Below are 16,928 nucleotides of genomic sequence, written 5' to 3'. Positions count from 1 at the left end.
TCCTAGCCCGCGGTCACCCAATTACAATATGGCAATTGGGTGACACGGGTACAATGTCCCGCGTAGCGCCAGACGGCGAAGCGGGTGTCAAGAAACGCGGTTACCGGGGTGTGACTTCTTCGTCATGCCGGACTTGATCCGGCATCCATGATCCCGTCCGCGCAAATGGACCCCGGATCAAGTCCGGAGTGACGATGGAGGAAACACGCCGCTCGAATCAGGGCGTCGGGCCTTCGCTGATGTCCTTCGGCGCGTCGGGGTCGAGCGCGCCGGGGCGACGGTCGAACACCTGGTCGACGATGCCGAATTCCTTGGCTTCGTCGGCCTCGAGGAACGTGTCGCGATCCATCGCCTTTTCGATCTCTTTCAACGACTTGCCGGTGTATTTCACGTACAGGTCGTTCATCCGCTTGCGGATGCGCAGGATCTCGCGCGCCTGGATTTCGATGTCCGACGCCATGCCGCGCGCACCGCCCGACGGCTGGTGCACCATCACGCGCGCGTTCGACAGCGCGACGCGCATGCCGGGTTCGCCCGCGGCGAGCAGGAAGCTGCCCATCGATGCCGCCTGGCCGATGCACACCGTGCCGACGCGCGGGCGGATGTACTGCATCGTGTCGTGGATCGCCATGCCCGCCGTGACGACGCCGCCCGGCGAGTTGATGTACATGTAGATGTCCTTTTTCGGATTTTCCGATTCGAGGAACAGAAGCTGGGCGACGATCAGCGAGGCCATCTGATCCTCGACCTCGCCGGTGACGAAGACGATCCGTTCGCGCAGCAGGCGCGAGAAAATGTCAAAGCTGCGTTCGCCGCGGCTCGTCTGTTCGACGACTACGGGCACCAGTGCGCTCAGCGGATCGATCATCGGGTATTCGTCCTTCGTTATGGAGCGCCGCGCCGAGAACCGGCGGGCTGGCCCCTCCGTCATGCTACATCGGCGCCGAACGAGACGGTTTCAAGGGGGCAAAAAGAAGGGGCGGGAAAGTCCCGCCCCGTTTTGCATCAATCGCCTTGGCCCGGTTCGGGCGAGAAGAGCGTTTCGAACTTGCCCTCGACGCCCTTATATTCGTCGGCGTCGGCGGGGCTTTCCTTCTTGACCGTGATGTTCGGCCATTCGGCGCTGAACTTCGTGTTCACTTCCAGCCATTTTTCGAGGCCGCTCTCGGTGTCGGGCAGGATCGCCTCGGCGGGGCATTCGGGTTCGCACACGCCGCAGTCGATACATTCGTTCGGATTGATGACGAGCATATTCTCGCCTTCATAGAAACAGTCGACGGGGCACACCTCGACACAGTCCATATATTTGCACCGGACGCAGGCATCGGTGACGACATAGGTCATGGGTTCAGGCTCCCTCAGGTGACGGCATTCGGGCCGTCAGGTCTCATATTGGCTCGCCTCTATGCCGCCCGAAGGCAGCGCGTCAACGCTTAGCGACAGTTGCGAATCACTCTCATTGATTAGGACGATCGGAGAGATTTGGCGGCACAGCTTTTCCATCGCCGCTGATAGCCGATTTGCTTGGCGTCGGGGCGTTGGTGTCGAGCTTTCGGTAGCAGGTTTGCGCTTCGGTCGTGGGACCGCGGCGCAGGGGCAGGGCAAGCAGCCGCACCACCTCGATGCGCTCGCCGACGGGCAGGACGAGCGTTTGCCCGACATGCACCGCGCACGACGAGCGCGTGACGCGCCGTCCGTCGAGCCGGATATGCCCCGCCTCGACCATCGCCTGCGCCATGCTGCGCGAGCGCGCGAAGCGCAGGAACCAGAGAAGCTTGTCGAGTCGGATGCTTCCTGCGGCGCCGGGGCTGCTCATCAGTCTTTACGCGCGTCCGCGAGGAGGGCGGCGAGGCCGGCAAAGGGGCTGTTGGGCGATGGGCCGCGACGCGGCGACCGGTCGGGGCGATCGAGGCGCGGCGGGCGCGGGGTGTCGATGCGTGGCTTTTCCGGTTTGCCGCGCTTGCCCTTCGCCTGCAGCGCAGGCGGGCGCCTTGTTTCGCCGTTCGGCGCAGCGCGCGGCGGCGCGTCCGTGTTTTTGCGATGCGGATGGGGCTTGCGGCGCGGCCGCTTCTCGGGCTTGCGCAGCCCCGACCAGCGCCAGCGTTGCAGCGCGGGCTCGCCGACGCTGCGGAACCCGAAGCTGCCGAGCAGCGCGCGGCGCGTTTCCTCGTCGAGGCCGAGCGAGGTGGCGAGCGCCGGATCGATCACGAAGCCGGGCGGCGGCGCCGCGGCGACGCCGCTTTCCTCGGCCCCATCATGATCGTCGTCATGATGCTCGTCGCGGCCAACGAGCGGCGCGGTCGGCGGCGCCGATGCCTGCATGCGCGCGGCATGCGCCTGGCGCGCAAGCTTTTCGGCCATGTCGATGCGCAGCCATCCCGACGCGCAACGGCGAAAGCCCGCTATGATGAGCCCCGGGTGGCTCCCGGTCTTTTGCAGCACCGCGCCGTGCGGCGGCAGCGTCGGGATCGGTGTTCCCTGCTGCGCGGCGACCAGTGCCGCGCGCCAGCGCACCGCTTCGGGTTTCAAAAGCTGCGGGTGGAAGATGTCGAGCGAGCCTATGGTGAAGCCGAGCTTGCGAAGCTGCGGACGCTCCTCGGTGGTAAGGGCGTTCAGTTGATCCTCGACCACCGCGCGGCCGATCGTCCCGCTGTTATCGGTGAGCGCCGCGAGCAGCGCGCGGATGCGCGGCGGGGTGAAGAGGTCGCCGGCGGCTTCGCCCATCGCGGCGAGCGGCCCGGCGTGGCGCGCGAGCTGTTCGGCGACGAAGCGCTGCAGGCGCTCGGAAATCGCTTGTGCCTGCTGGGGGTCGAGCCGCCGGAGCGACGGATCGATCTGGATCGCCGGCTGGACCAGCGTCGGCCCCTTCGCGAGCGTCGCGATGGCGTGGCCGTGCCACGCGAGGCGCGGAGGCGCTCCCGGCTCGGCCACCAGCGACAATGCACTGCCGTCGCCTTCGGCGAGCGCGGTCGCACGGCGCGCAAGCTCGGCGCGCAGATGTTTTTCGGCGGCGGCGAGCAGCATGCGGTGGTCGCTCGCCTTGGCGACCGGGTCGACCTTGAACTGAAACCCCTTGAGCGTGCCGATCGCCTCGCCATCGACCGCGACGGTGCCGTCTGCGCCGACCGCAACCGGCAAGGCAGCGTTCCGCTGCCCCGCGTCGCGGAGCAGGAGCGCGAGTCGCCGGTCGACGAAGCGCTGCGCGAGCGCGGCATGCAGCGCGTCGGACAATCGCGATTCGAGTGCCTGCGTCTGCTCGGTCCAGCCCGCCGCGCCGGCGATCCAGTCGCCGCGCTGCGCGATGAAGCAGAGCGTGCGGACCGCGGCGATGCGGCTCGCGAGCTGCTCGATATCGCCCTCGACATCGTTCATTCGCTCAAGGCGCCGCGCGAACCAGTCGGGGTCGATCATCCCGTCGCCGCTGGTGCGCCATTGCCAGAGCTTGAAGACCGTGCGGCTGTGATGCTCGGCGCCGAGTTGCTCGAAATCGGGCAGCCCGCACACATCCCACAGGCGCTGGACCGCATCGAAATCGCCGCCGCGCGCACGCACTTCCATGTCGCCCGCCAGATGCTTGAGCACCGCGATGTCGACAGCTTCGGGCGCGGCGCGCAGCACCGGCTGCGTCGGCGGCTGCGCGAGGTCGGCGATGAGCTGGTCGAGCGAGCCGAAGCCGGGGGTCGGATTGCGCCAGAACAGGCTGGCGAGCGGCGGAAAATGATGCCCTTCGATCGCCGCGATTTCTTCGGGCGTGAAGCCGCCCTGCGGCAGGCCGACGGTGCCGAAGCTGCCGTCCTGCTGGTGCCGCCCGGCGCGGCCCGCGATCTGTGCCATTTCCGAAATCGTCAGCCGCCGCAGCCGCCGCCCGTCGAATTTCTGTAAGGAAGCGAAGGCGACATGCTGGACGTCGAGGTTCAGGCCCATGCCGATTGCGTCGGTGGCGACCAGATAATCGACCTCGCCCGCTTCGAACATCGCGACCTGCGAATTGCGCGTCCTGGGGCTGAGTGCGCCCATCACCACCGCCGCCCCGCCCGAAAAGCGGCGCAGCATTTCGGCGATGGCATAAACCTCCTCGGCCGAGAAGGCGACGATCGCCGAGCGTTTGGGCAGGCGCGACAGCTTCGACGATCCGGCATAGCTCAATGTCGAGAAGCGCGGCCGGGTGACGATCTCGGCTTCGGGCACCAGGGTTTTGACGAGGCCCCGGATACTCGCCGAACCAAGGATCATCGTTTCTTCGCGACCCCGGGCGCGAAGCAGCCGGTCGGTGAAGACATGGCCGCGCTCGGGGTCGGCGCCGAGCTGGGCTTCGTCGATCCCGACGAAGGCGACATCGCGTTCGAGCGGCAGCGCTTCCATCGTGCCGAGCAGGTAGCGCGCCTGCGCCGGCATGATCCGTTCTTCGCCGGTAACGAGCGCGACCTGCGCGGGCCCCTTGATCGCGACGACGCGGTCGTAGACTTCGCGCGCGAGCAGGCGCAGCGGAAAGCCGATCATGCCGCTGGCATGGGCGGTCAGGCGCTCGACCGCCAAATGGGTTTTGCCGGTGTTGGTGGGGCCAAGGACAGCCTTGACCGGATGGGAGGAGAATGGCGGCATTGTCTTTCTCCCACGCTGGCATGCCCGCACGCCGCGCGCAACAGACGATAGCGAAATGGGACCGCGATGCTGCCGTTTTTCGCCGCCGCGAACGGCATGCCCCAGCCCTGACACGGCCCGTCGCAACGCAAAACCGCCAGACGCCCGTTAAATTGACTTTAACGGCCTTTGTTTACAGAGGATGACACGGAAACATCATCGGCGTACCCTGACCGGGGGCGGGATTGCCGAATGGGGGTTGCACATTTGTTTCAGCGTCACGAACCCATCGCGGGGATGTCCGGCAATGCGGCCGCCCTCACGATGTCGCAGGCGATACCGCTACGACAGGCCGACGGCGATTCCGGACCTGGGCTGACCTGGCGCGACCGGCTCGCACAGCTCGATCTCGCTCCCGATCTTGGCGACAATATCGGTTCGGCCGAATGGTGGCGGGGCCTGGCGACATTGACCCTGCTGTGCGGAACCGCGATCGCGACCTTCCCGGGCATCCAGCCGATCGAGGTCGGCGGCACACCGGCGCTTGGTGGTGCCGATTTCAACGAAGCGCGCGCGCAGATGATCGTGCCGCTCGCGCTCGGCGGCGATACCGGGCGGCATATGGCGGCGACCGACGCGGTGCGCCCGCTCACTCAGACCCCCGAACGCCCGCAGATCGAACTCACCGCCACATTGGGGAGCGGCGACAGTTTCGCGCGCCTGCTCGAACGATCGGGCGTCGGCGGCAGCGAGGCGCAGGCCTTGGCGAGCCAGGTTTCGGGCGCGGTGCCGCTGGTCGACATCGCCCCGGGCACGCGCATCGACCTGATCCTCGGCCGCCGCGCCGCGCGGACGATGCCGCGCCCGGTCGAGGCGCTAGCGATGCGCGCGCGATTCGACCTGCGCATCGAAATGGAGCGCATCAATGGCCGGCTGGTGATGCGGCGTATCCCGATTGCGGTCGATGCGACGCCGCTGCGGATTCGCGGAAGGGTCGGCGACAGCCTGTACCGCTCGGCGCGCGCTGCCGGCGCGCCACCCACGGCGATCCAGTCGTACCTGCGCGTCGTCGGCAAGCAGATTTCGGTCGGCAGCGACATTCGCGCTGGCGACGAATTCGACATCATCGTCGATTACCGCCGCGCCGAAACGGGCGAGAGCGAGACGGGCAAGCTGCTCTACGCCGGGCTGATCCGCGGCGGAAAACCCAAACTCTCGATGCTCGAATGGAATGTCGACGGCCGCGTCCAGTGGTTCGAGGCGTCGGGCGCCGGCGAACAGCGCGGCGGCATGGCGCGCCCGACCAATGGCCGCGTCACCTCGACCTTCGGCATGCGGCGCCATCCGATCCTCGGCTATCGGCGCATGCACAGCGGCATGGACTTCGGCGGCGGTTATGGCGCGCCCATCTATGCGGTGACCGACGGCGTCGTGACGATCGCCGGCCGTCACGGCGGCTACGGCAATTTCGTGAAGCTCAACCACGGCAATGGCCTCGGCACCGGCTATGGCCATATGAGCCGCATCGCGGTGCGCCCCGGCCAGCGCGTGGGTCGCGGGCAGGTGATCGGCTATATCGGCTCGACCGGCCTCTCGACCGGCCCGCACCTGCATTATGAGCTGTATCGCAACGGCCGCGCGGTCAATCCGTCGTCGGTGACCTTCGTCACCCGCGCACTGCTCGAGGGCAAGGCGCTCGCCGACTTCCGCGCCCGCATCCGCGCGCTGACGTCGATCGCACCCGGCGCCGCGCTGACCCCGATCGCCGCGAAACAGGTCGAGGGGCCGAAGCTCGGCAGCCTCGCCGATGTTGCGTCGAAGCGCGCAGGCGACGGCATCTGACCCCACAGAAAAAGCGGCAATATCCATTTGCCCGGCGGCGAAGCGCCGCTATGCACGCCGCATGACCCAAGCCGCTTTCCCCGACCTGCGCCTGCGCCGCACCCGCCGCACCGGCTGGAGCCGCGCGATGGTGCGCGAAACCCAGCTTTCCCCGTCGAACCTCATCTGGCCGCTGTTCGTCTGCGACGGTTCGAACGCCGAGGAGCCGATCGCCAGCCTGCCCGGCGTGTCGCGCTGGTCGGTCGACTTGATCGTCGATCGCGCGCGCGATGCCGTCGCGGCGGGCATCCCGTGCCTCGCGCTCTTTCCTTATACGCAGCCCGACCGGCGCAGCGAAGACGGCGCCGAGGCGCTCAATCCCGACAATCTGATGTGCCGTGCGGTCGCCGCGATCAAGGATGCGCTCGGCGATGACATCGGCGTGCTCACCGATGTGGCGCTCGATCCCTATACTAGCCACGGGCAGGACGGGCTGATCGACGATAGCGGCTATGTGCTCAACGACGAAACGGTCGAGGTGCTCGTCGGGCAGGCGCTGAACCAGGCGCGCGCGGGCGCCGACATCATCGCGCCCAGCGACATGATGGACGGCCGTATCGGCGCGATCCGCGCCGCGCTCGAGGCGGAGGGTTTCGGCCATGTCCAGGTCATGAGCTACGCCGCCAAATATGCCTCGGCCTTTTACGGGCCGTTCCGCGATGCCGTCGGTTCGCGCGGGCTGCTGAAAGGCGACAAGAAGACCTATCAGATGGACCCGGCCAACGCCGAAGAGGCGCTGCGCGAGGTCGCGCAGGATCTCGCCGAGGGCGCCGACAGCGTGATGGTCAAGCCGGGGCTGCCCTATCTCGACATCGTCGCGGCGGTGAAGGCGAACTTCGCCGTGCCCGTCTATGCGTATCAGGTGTCGGGCGAATATGCGATGATCGAGGCCGCGGCGGCGGCCGGGGCGGGCGACCGCGATGCGCTCGTCCTCGAAACCCTGCTCGCCTTCCGCCGTGCCGGCGCTTCGGGGGTGCTGAGCTATCATGCGCTCCACGCGGCGCGACTGCTCGGTGCCTGACGGCGTGAACGACGAGACTTCGCCGCGCCGCTGGCTGTTCGTGCTGACGATCCTCGTCGGCAGCTTCCTGCTCTTCCAGGTCCAGCCGATGGTGGCGCGGATGGTGCTGCCCAAGCTGGGCGGCGCGCCCGCAGTGTGGAACAGCGCGATGCTCGTCTATCAGGCATTGCTGCTCGGCGGCTACGCCTATGCGCATTGGCTCGGCCGCTTTGCGGTGCGACGCCAGGCGACCATCCATGTCGCGCTATTCCTCGTCGCGGCCTTGTGGCTCCCCATCGGCATCGCGCAGATCGCGCCGCCTGGCCCCGGGCAAGAGGCGCTGTGGGTGCCCTTGCTCTTGCTCGCCTCGATCGGTCCGGTGTTCTTCGTGGTTTCGGCGCAGGCACCGTTGATGCAGCGCTGGTTCGCCGCCGATTCGCGCGCGGGCGACCCCTATTATCTCTACGCCGCGTCGAACCTCGGCAGCTTCGCGGGGCTGATCAGCTATCCCGCGCTGGTCGAACCCAGCCTGCCGCTGGCGGCGCAAAGCTGGGGCTGGACCGCGGGTTATGCGTTGCTCGTGCTGCTCGTCGCGGCCAGCGCCGCGGCGCGCTGGCACAGCCATGGTGTAACGGCGGACGGCGATGACGGCGCGGCGGAAGAGCCGCGGCCGACGTGGCGGCGCCAGGTCCACTGGCTGCTCATCGCCGCGGTGCCGTCGGGGCTGATGCTGTCGACGACCACCCATCTGACGACCGACATCGTGGCGATGCCGCTCCTCTGGGTGCTCCCGCTCGGCCTTTACCTCTTGAGCTTTGTTATCGCCTTTTCGACGGCGGCCCGGCTGACGCAGATCATCACGCTGATCGCACCGGTGGTGCTGCTCGCGGTCGGCGGGCTCGGGCTGCTGAGCGCGGGCACCGGGTCGATGATGGTCGCGATCGCCAGCCTTGCGATGCTGTTCGTCGTTGCCACGGCACTCCATGGTTATCTTTATCATCTTCGCCCCGCGGCGCAGCATCTGACGCTGTTCTATCTGGTCATGTCGGCGGGCGGCGTGCTCGGCGGACTGTTCGCGGCGCTGTTCGCGCCGCTGATCTTCGACTGGGTCTATGAGCATCCGCTGCTGATCCTCGCGGCGGCGATGCTGCTGCCGCTGCCCGCGCTCTTTCCGTGGGATAAATGGCTGAAGCTCGAACCGCGAACGGCCCGCTTGGCCGCCTTGCTGCTCGTCGCGGTCGCGGCTTTTGGCTGTTTGCGCATGGTTTTGGACTGGTCCGGCATACTCGACAGCGCGGTGGCGGCATGGGGCATCGCCATTTTCCTGATCGGCATATTGCTCATCGGCCGGCGCTGGGCCTTTGTCGCCGTGCTCGCGCTGCTGATGATCGGGGTCGGCGGCTGGGACACGATCACGGAAAGCTTCACCGGTGCGCGCGTCCGCAGCTATTTCGGCGTCTATACAGTCACCGACTATCCCGCGACGCATCAGCGCCGCCTCGCGCATGGCACGACGCTGCATGGGTTGCAGCGCACCGACGCCGCAGAGCGGCGCAATCCGACGACCTATTATGGTCACCAGTCGGGGGTGGGCCTGACGCTCGACAAGGCCGAGGCGCTCGCCGGCCCGAACGCGTCGATCGGCATCGTCGGGCTGGGGGCGGGGACGCTCGCCTGTTACCGGAGGCCCGGGCAGCACTGGACGATCTTCGAGATCGATCCGGTGATGGTCCAGATCGCGCGCGATCCCGGGAAATTCACCTTCCTGTCCGATTGCGCCGGCGACACGCCGATCGTCATCGGCGACGCACGGCTGCAGATCGCCCAGCAGCCGCCGGGGCGGTTCGACGTCCTCGTCATCGACGCCTTTTCGTCCGACGCCATTCCGCTGCACCTGCTGACGAAGGAAGCGATCGGCATTTACAGGCGCGCGCTGAAACCCGACGGCATCCTGTTGATCCATATCTCCAACCGCTTCTTCGGGCTCGAGCCGGTGCTGGCGGAGGAGGCCAAGGCGCGCGGCTGGTCGGCGGCGATCCGGATGGATCCGGGACCGGTGGGCGACGAGCTTGGGGATTTGACCGGATCGAACTGGGTCGCGCTGACCGCGACGCCGCAGCGGATGGAGCAATTGACCGGGGAACTTCGTCCGCGCAGGGACGCATCCGAGGATGGCGCGTGGGTGCCGCTGGAGGCGCGCGCGCATTTCGACCGCTGGACAGACGATTATGCCTCGACGCTGCCGGTCCTGCTGTGGAAGCATATTATCGGAGGCCGTGACGAATGACCCGAGAGCGCTCTAACGACGTCAGCATCATCAGCGTCAACGGCAAGACGCCGCAGATCGACCCCAGCGCCTTTATCGCGCCGGGGTGCCGGATCATCGGCGATGTCGTGATCGGCCCCGACGTCAGCATCTGGTATAATTGCGTGCTGCGCGCCGATGTCAGCCATATCGTCGTCGGCGCGCGGTCGAACATCCAGGACGGCAGCGTCGTCCATTGCGACGGCCCGATGCCGCACCGCCCCGAAGGCTTTCCGACGATCATCGGCGAGGATGTGCTGATCGGGCACATGGCGATGGTGCACGGCTGCACGCTTTCCGACCGCGCGTTCGTCGGCCTCAAGGCGACGGTGATGAACGGGTGCCGGATCGGCAGCGACGCGATGCTCGCCGCGGGCGCGCTGCTCACCGAGAATAAGGAAATTCCGGCGCGCGAACTCTGGGCGGGATCGCCGGCGCGGCGGGTGCGCGAGATCGACGATGCGCAGGCGGCGGGCATGCAGCTGGGCGTCGCGCACTATGTGATGAACGGGCGCATGCACAAGGCGGCGGTGGAGGGCTAATTCTCCCCTCCCGCTTGCGGGAGGGGCAGCGAGGCTTGCGAGCATGCTCGTTAGCCGCAGCGGGGTGGGCTGGTGCGAGGTCAGAAACTCGTTTCGCTCGCCCCCACCCCTAACCCCTCCCGCAAGCGGGAGGGGAACAAGAAAAAGGCGCCCCGGTTTCCCGAGGCGCCTCTTTCAAACCTTGCGGGTCCGCTTAGCTGAAGTTCACCATCGCATAGAGCATCGGGATCGACAGCAGGGTGTTGGTCCGCGAAAAGATCATCGCGGTCTTGGCGGCCTTGGCCTTCGTCGCATCGTCGGCCTCGACGATGCCGAGCGCCTTTTTCTGGTTCGGCCAGATCACGAACCACACGTTGAACGCCATGATCAGGCCCAGCCACATGCCGACGCCGATCAGCTTGTACGGGTCCTGAAGACCCAGCGCCGGGATCGCGTATTTGGCGTGAAAGGCGATCGCGAGGCCGAGCAGCACCGTTGCCGCCGCCGCCCAGCGGAACCAGAAGAGCGCGGCGGGCGCGATATGCTTCGATACGCCGCCTTTGAGTTCGGCCGGGATTTTCGGCATCGTCGGAATCTGGACGAAGTTGAAATAATAAAGCAGGCCGATCCACAGCACGCCGAAGAATGTGTGCAGCCAGCGCATGATCGCGTTGCCCGCGGCGATGCCGTCCTCGAAATTCTGGCCATTGAGGCACAGCATCAGGATGATCGCGAGCACGAGGCCCGCGCCCAGCACGGCGTGCAGGTTTCCGAAAAATTTGTCCATTGCAGTTCCCCCTTTTTGTCCGGCGTGGGAAGCGACCCCGAGCCGATGTGCCTGCTATGCCAGCGTCGGGGGCCGGACTCAACTTTTGTCGATTGCTTCTTCGGGAATGGCGAGGCCGTTCTTGAGCATCACCGGCACCTGGCTGAAGGTGAAGAGGAAGGAGAGGGCGGTGACGCCCCACACCTTGATCGTCAGCCACAGGTCGAAACTCATCTGCTTCGCCTGGATCATCTCGTACATCGCATGATTGGCGATGCCGAGCGCGGCGAAAAACAGCCCCCAATTGCGCGACAGCAGTAGCCAGCCGCGATCGGTGAGCCCCTCGAGCGCCGATTGCAGCAGATATTTGAGCATCGGCTTCTTGAACCAGTACCCGCCGAGCAGCAGCGCCGCGAAGGCGGCGTAGATGATCGTCGGCTTCATGACGATGAAGCGCTCGTCGTGGAACCAGATCGTCAGCGCGCCGAAGCCGAGGACAAGGATGCTCGACATCCACAGCATCGGCGAAATCTTGCCGAGCTTCCACTTCGACACCGCCATCGCGATGACAATCGCGACCATGAAGGCGATTGTGCCCTTGATCGCCGCGGTGGTCGCGGCGAATGCGCCTTCGCCGCCCGAGGAAAATTTATACGCGAGGAAGAAGACGAGCAGCGGCCCGAAATCGATCACGAAATTGAGCCAGCCATGCTTGGCCGGCGGCGGCGCGGGCACCGTTTCGGGGCCGGTCGGGAGGACGTCGCTCATCTGATATTACCTGCGATAATGCCCGCGATTTCATCGGCATCGAACGGGCGAAGGTCGTCGATCGTCTCGCCGATGCCGATCGCATGGATCGGAAGGCCGTGTCGCTCGGCCGCGGCAACGAGCACGCCGCCGCGCGCGGTGCCGTCGAGCTTGGTCATGACCAGCCCGGTGACCCCGGCAACCTCGCGGAACACGTCGATCTGCGACAGCGCATTCTGCCCCGTCGTCGCGTCGAGCACGAGCACGACGTCGTGCGGCGCGGCGGGGTTGAGGCGGCCGAGCACGCGCTTGATCTTGGCGAGTTCGTCCATCAGCTCGCGCTTGTTCTGGAGACGCCCGGCGGTGTCGACGATCAGCACGTCGATGCCCGTCGCGGTCGCCTGTTTGACCGCGTCGAACACGATGCCCGCCGAATCGCCGCCCTCGGGGCCCGCCATGATCGGCACGCCGAGGCGTTCGGCCCAGACCTTGAGCTGGCCGATCGCGGCGGCGCGGAAGGTATCGCCCGCGACGAGCATGACGCCATAATCCTGTTCCTGGAACAGGTGCGCGAGCTTGGCGATGGTCGTGGTCTTGCCCGACCCGTTGACCCCGATCACCAAAATGACCTGCGGGCGCGGAAAGGCGTCGATGTCGAGCGGCTCGGCGACCGGGCGCAAGACGGTCGCGATTTCGTCGGCGACAACCTTGCGCAATTCCTCGGTGCCGTTCGCGGCGACGTCGCGCCGTTCGGCCAGCCGCTCGCGGATCCGGCCCGCCATCGCGGGGCCCAGGTCGGCGGTGATCAGTGCTTCCTCGATCCTGTCGAGATCGGCCTCGTCGAGCCGCGCTTTGCCGGTCAGCCCGGCGAGATTTTCGCCCAGCCGTTCGGAGGTGCGGCGAAACCCACCGAGCAGCCGCTCGCTCCAGCTCGTCCCGCTCATGCTGCCAGCTCCATTGCGGCCAACCGGTCGCCGTCGCGCGCGCCAAGGCGCACGGGCACGATGCTTCCCGGGATGGCGGGGGCGGTCAGCGCCAGCGCCGCGAAATTTTCGGCATGGCCGGTCAAGCCGTCGCGTTCGACCAGCATGTTCGTCATCCGGCCTGCCTGTGCCTCCATCCACGCGTGCCGCCGCCGCGCATTGGCGTCGCGCAGCCGCGCCGCGCGGTCGCGCGCGATGGCGCGGCCGACCTGCGGCATGCGCGCGGCGGGGGTCCCGGCGCGCGGGCTGTACGGAAAGATATGGCCAAAGACGATGTCGCAATCGTCGATCAGGGCCAGCGAATTGGCGAACATGTCGTCATCCTCGGTCGGAAATCCGGCGATCAGGTCGGCGCCGATCGCGATGTCGGGGTGGGCGGCCTTCAATCGTGCGACCAGCGCGACGGCGTCGGCGCGGCGGTGGCGGCGCTTCATGCGCGTCAGCACCATATCGTCGCCCGCCTGCAGCGACAGGTGGACGTGCGGCATCAGGCGGCGTTCCTGTGTGATGAGTGCGAACAGATGGTCGTCGATGCGGTTCGGGTCGAGCGAGGACAGGCGGAGGCGTTCGAGGCCGGGCAACGCAATCAGCGCCTCGACGAGCGCGGCCAATGTGGTGCCGCCGTCATCGCCATAGCTGGCGAGATCGACGCCGGTCAGGATGATTTCGCGCTGGCCGCGACCCAGCGCGATGCGCGCGGTTTCGACCACGGCTTCGACGCTCGCCGAACGCGCCGCCCCGCGCGCGAGCACGGTCGCGCAAAAGGTGCAGCTGTGCGAGCAGCCGGTCTGGACGCCGAGGAAGGCGCGTGCATGGTCGGCGCCGGAGAGGGCCGGAGCGTAGAGAAAGGAAGGACGGCCCTTCGACGAGCTCAGGGCGAACGGCTTGGGATGAGAGCTTTCCTCTATTTCCGTTCGTGCTGAGCTTGTCGAAGCACCGCTCTTCTTTTCTTCGAATACATAGCTCGCGGCCAACCCCTTGGCGTCGTTGCGCACGACCCGCGCACCCACCGCGGCAAAGCGTTCGGCTTCCAGTTCCGCCGCGCACCCGGTCACCACGACCGCCGCATCGGGCCGCTCGCGCAGGGCCCGCCGTACCGCCTGCCGCGCTTGTCGCACCGCTTCGTCGGTCACCGCGCAGCTGTTGAAGACAACCGTGTCGCGCACGCCCGCCTGCCGCGCCGCGGCGCGGATCGCTTCGCCCTCGGCGATGTTCAGCCGGCATCCGAAATTGACGACCTCGGGGCCGTCCGTAACCTTTACGCTCATCCGAACTGCGCCCAGTCGGTCTCGCCCTCGTAAACGCGGGTTGCAGCGCCGCTCATCATGATCGGTTCGCCGGCGGCCCAGCGGATGATGAGATCGCCGCCGGGCAGCGACACGGTCACGGGCGATTGCACGAGTCCCGCGCGGATCGCAGCGACCGCGGTGGCGCATGCGCCCGTGCCGCACGCCTGGGTCAGCCCGACGCCGCGCTCCCACACGCGCAGCTGCAGCCGGTCGGGACCGTCGAGGCTCGCGACATTGACATTGACGCGCTCGGGGAAGAGCGGGTCGGTCTCGATCCGCGGGCCCAGCTCGTCGAGCGCGACGGCGTCGGCCTCGGGGACGAAGAAGACGATGTGCGGATTGCCGACATTGACCGCGGCGCCATGTTCGAGCTCGTCCCACGCGACGGGCATGTCGCGCGTGTCCATCGGCATCGCGAGCGGGATATGCTCCCAGTCGAAGGCGGGTTCGCCGAGCACGACCTCGGCACCACCGTCGGCCGGGGTGACGCGCAGCATGCCGCCCAGCGTCTCGATCACCGCGGGCTTGCCGATCAACGTCGCGACGCAGCGTGTCGCGTTGCCGCACGCCTCGACCTCGCCGCCGTCGGCGTTGAAGATGCGCATCTTCACATCGGCGCTGGCCGACGGTTCGAGCAGGATCAGCTGGTCGCACCCGATGCCGTGGCGGCGGTCGGCGATCGCATGCGCGCGCGCCGGCGTCATCTCGACCGCGCTTGTCCGCGCGTCGATGACGACAAAGTCGTTGCCGAGTCCGTGCATCTTGGTGAAGCGGTCCGCCATGCTCGCGCATGTAAGGGCGCAGAGCTGCGAAGTCTAGCGATGCGGGGCAGGGCATCTGGTACATTCCCCCTTGATGGGGGAAGGATACGCAGCCTTGCCGCGAAGCGGCTAGGCGGAGTTGGATGGGGGCGATGGTGCGTCCCTGCACCGTCGGTTCAGGCCGAAAGCGCACCCCCACCGCTGCGCCTAGCCAGCAAGCTGGCAAGTCTCGCTGCCTCCCCCATCAAGGGGGAGGGGATGTTTACGCCGTCTTGCGCAGCAGTTCGGTTTCGCTGGTATCGGGCCCTGCCGGCGGCATCGTCGGTACGCGGAGCAGGCCGCGGTCGGCGAGCAACCGCTCGGTATCGGCGGCCGACGCAGCGCGGCCGAAATGCCAGCCCTGGCCCTTGGCGCAGCCGAGCCGCGTCAGTTCGATTGCGGTTGCCTCATCCTCGACGCCTTCGGCGGTGATCGGCATGGAAAGGCTTTCGCCCAATCGCACGATCGCGACGACGATCGCCTGCGCATCGGCGCTGCCGCGCATCGCAGCGACGAAACTGCGGTCGATCTTGATCCGGTCGAAGGGCAGCGCGCGCAGGTGCGACAGCGAGCTGTAGCCGGTGCCGAAATCGTCGAGGCTGAGCGATACGCCCTGATTCTTCAGGCTGGTGACGATCGAGCGCACGAGCGGGAGATTCTCGAATAGCGAGCTTTCGGTGATCTCGACCTCGAGCTGGCTCGCCGGAAAGCCGACTTCGACGAGCAGCTTGGTGAGCTTCTGGCTGAACCACGGGTCTTTGAGCTGCTGCGGCGAGATGTTGACCGCGAGCATGATCGATGGGTCCCAGCGCTTGGCGACCTCCATCGCCTGGCGGATCACCTGCAGCGACAATTCGCCGATCAGGCCGCTTTCCTCGGCAACCGGGATAAAGCGTTCGGGCGGGATCATCCCATATTCGGGCGATTCCCAGCGCATCAGCATTTCAAAGCCGATCAGCCGTCCGCTGGCGATGTCGACCTGCGGTTCGAAATGGGGAACGAATTCGCCGCGCGGCATGCCTTCGCGGATGCCGGTTTCGATCTGGTTGCGGACCTGCACCGCCATTTCCATGCCGGGTTCGAACCAGCAGTAACGGTTCCGCCCCTCGTCCTTGCAATGATACATCGCGATGTCGGCCTGGCGGACCATCGTTTCCATCGTCACGCTGGCGTCCTCGGCGAGCGAGATGCCGAGCGACGCGCCGATGCGGATCTGCTGCGCGTCATGCGTCACCGAATTGTCGAGCGCCGCAACCAGTTCGGTGGCCAACGCATCGATATTGGCGCGCGCGGCGGGTTCGAAGACGAGCATCGCGACGAACTCGTCGCCGCCCAGCCGCGCCTTGGTCGCGTTCGGCGGCAGGATGGCGGAGATGCGTTCGGCGGCGACCTGCAGCACGCGGTCGCCGGCGACATGGCCGTGGATGTCATTGACGGTCTTGAAATGATCGAGGTCGAGCAGGAACAGCGCGACCTGCCGTTTGTCGGCGACGGCGTCGGCAATCTGCTGCTGCCCGGTCGCGAGCAGCGCGCGGCGGTTGAGGAAACCCGTCAGCGGATCGGTGTCGGCGAGATAGCGGGCGCGCTGTTCGGCCTCGGTGCGCTCACGGATTTCGCGGTTGAGGTCTTCGTACCGGCGCCAGCCGAACAGGATCAGCGCCACATTGAGCACAAGCGCGGCGGCGAGCGCCCGGTCGGGCCCGCCGCCAAGGCCGATGAGCGTCTTGACGACCGCCTGCATCACATTGCTGCCCGTGCCCACGAACAGCAGGATCGCGGCGACGACGATACCGCCGGCCACTATATCGCGTTTGGCGCCTTCGCTGCGGTTTGGCTGCTTCGACGTCGCTATCATATGAATTTCCCCACCATCGCGGCCATAATGCGCGCAAAGCGGTGAAATTTGCGTTAAATGGCGCGGCGCTGGGCTCGCTTGCTTTCGCGGGCATATTTGTGTAGAGGCGCCGTGTCCGGACGCATCTTGCGTGCGGGCATATCGACATCCGCGACGGAAACACTGTCCACGGATACCGCTGGTTGGCGAGGTTTCGCTCA

The 16,928-nt window shown here is 66.9% G+C and carries 14 protein-coding genes; 4 read left to right on the top strand and 10 right to left on the bottom strand.

Annotation, left to right across the window (positions count from 1 at the left end; translation table 11 throughout):
- Nucleotides 1-217: 217 nt before the first annotated feature.
- From clpP to V6M50_RS07335, 4 genes are all read right to left on the bottom strand, one after another.
- Entirely contained in the window at nt 218-868 is a 651-nt protein-coding gene (gene clpP, locus V6M50_RS07350; RefSeq protein ID WP_332817899.1) for an ATP-dependent Clp endopeptidase proteolytic subunit ClpP, read from the bottom strand.
- 137 nt (nt 869-1,005) lie between these two features.
- On the bottom strand, nt 1,006-1,344 hold the full coding sequence (gene fdxA, locus V6M50_RS07345) for a ferredoxin FdxA (protein WP_332817898.1): 339 nt from the start codon (nt 1,342-1,344) through the stop codon (nt 1,006-1,008).
- Between the two features lie 112 nt (nt 1,345-1,456).
- Nucleotides 1,457-1,816, bottom strand: coding sequence for an RNA-binding S4 domain-containing protein (locus tag V6M50_RS07340; protein WP_332817897.1), 360 nt, complete (start codon nt 1,814-1,816; stop codon nt 1,457-1,459).
- The gene (locus V6M50_RS07335) at nt 1,816-4,602 is read right to left on the bottom strand and encodes a helicase-related protein (protein WP_332817896.1); all 2,787 of its coding nucleotides are present in this window, start codon (nt 4,600-4,602) and stop codon (nt 1,816-1,818) included. Before V6M50_RS07335 ends, V6M50_RS07340 begins: the two co-directional genes overlap by 1 nt.
- 303 nt (nt 4,603-4,905) lie before the next feature.
- Between V6M50_RS07335 and V6M50_RS07330 the strand changes: the two genes are divergently transcribed.
- The 4 genes from V6M50_RS07330 to V6M50_RS07315 all read left to right on the top strand — a co-directional run bounded on the left by V6M50_RS07330 (nt 4,906) and on the right by V6M50_RS07315 (nt 10,309).
- The gene (locus V6M50_RS07330; RefSeq protein ID WP_332817895.1) at nt 4,906-6,423 is read left to right on the top strand and encodes a peptidoglycan DD-metalloendopeptidase family protein; all 1,518 of its coding nucleotides are present in this window, start codon (nt 4,906-4,908) and stop codon (nt 6,421-6,423) included.
- A gap of 61 nt (nt 6,424-6,484) precedes the next feature.
- Entirely contained in the window at nt 6,485-7,483 is a 999-nt protein-coding gene (hemB, locus tag V6M50_RS07325; RefSeq protein WP_332817894.1) for a porphobilinogen synthase, read from the top strand.
- Entirely contained in the window at nt 7,449-9,749 is a 2,301-nt protein-coding gene (locus V6M50_RS07320; RefSeq protein ID WP_332817893.1) for a spermidine synthase, read from the top strand. Before hemB ends, V6M50_RS07320 begins: the two co-directional genes overlap by 35 nt.
- On the top strand, nt 9,746-10,309 hold the full coding sequence (locus V6M50_RS07315) for a gamma carbonic anhydrase family protein (protein WP_332817892.1): 564 nt from the start codon (nt 9,746-9,748) through the stop codon (nt 10,307-10,309). The genes V6M50_RS07320 and V6M50_RS07315 overlap by 4 nt, the downstream gene beginning before the upstream one ends.
- 193 nt (nt 10,310-10,502) lie before the next feature.
- Here the strand turns inward: V6M50_RS07315 and V6M50_RS07310 are convergent, their stop codons facing one another.
- From V6M50_RS07310 to V6M50_RS07285, 6 genes are all read right to left on the bottom strand, one after another.
- Entirely contained in the window at nt 10,503-11,075 is a 573-nt protein-coding gene (locus tag V6M50_RS07310; RefSeq protein ID WP_332817891.1) for a urate hydroxylase PuuD, read from the bottom strand.
- 78 nt (nt 11,076-11,153) lie between these two features.
- On the bottom strand, nt 11,154-11,822 hold the full coding sequence (locus tag V6M50_RS07305; RefSeq protein ID WP_332817890.1) for an inner membrane-spanning protein YciB: 669 nt from the start codon (nt 11,820-11,822) through the stop codon (nt 11,154-11,156).
- Complete coding sequence (gene ftsY / locus V6M50_RS07300) at nt 11,819-12,745, bottom strand: signal recognition particle-docking protein FtsY (RefSeq protein WP_332817889.1); 927 nt, start codon at nt 12,743-12,745, stop codon at nt 11,819-11,821. The genes V6M50_RS07305 and ftsY overlap by 4 nt, the downstream gene beginning before the upstream one ends.
- The gene (mtaB, locus tag V6M50_RS07295) at nt 12,742-14,052 is read right to left on the bottom strand and encodes a tRNA (N(6)-L-threonylcarbamoyladenosine(37)-C(2))-methylthiotransferase MtaB (protein ID WP_332817888.1); all 1,311 of its coding nucleotides are present in this window, start codon (nt 14,050-14,052) and stop codon (nt 12,742-12,744) included. The genes ftsY and mtaB overlap by 4 nt, the downstream gene beginning before the upstream one ends.
- Nucleotides 14,049-14,855 carry a diaminopimelate epimerase gene (dapF, locus tag V6M50_RS07290; RefSeq protein ID WP_332817887.1) on the bottom strand — a complete coding sequence of 269 codons (807 nt, stop codon included), beginning with the start codon at nt 14,853-14,855 and terminating at the stop codon, nt 14,049-14,051. Before dapF ends, mtaB begins: the two co-directional genes overlap by 4 nt.
- Nucleotides 14,856-15,096: 241 nt before the next feature.
- Nucleotides 15,097-16,728 (bottom strand): putative bifunctional diguanylate cyclase/phosphodiesterase, encoded by a 1,632-nt coding sequence (locus V6M50_RS07285; RefSeq protein WP_332817886.1) that lies wholly within the window; start codon nt 16,726-16,728, stop codon nt 15,097-15,099.
- Between the last annotated feature and the right edge of the window lie 200 nt (nt 16,729-16,928).

The organism is Sphingopyxis sp. (assembly GCF_036675685.1).
Taxonomy (GTDB): Bacteria; Pseudomonadota; Alphaproteobacteria; order Sphingomonadales; family Sphingomonadaceae; genus Sphingopyxis.
Note: the sequence above shows the minus strand (reverse complement) of the source record. Positions and strands in the feature narration are given on the sequence as shown.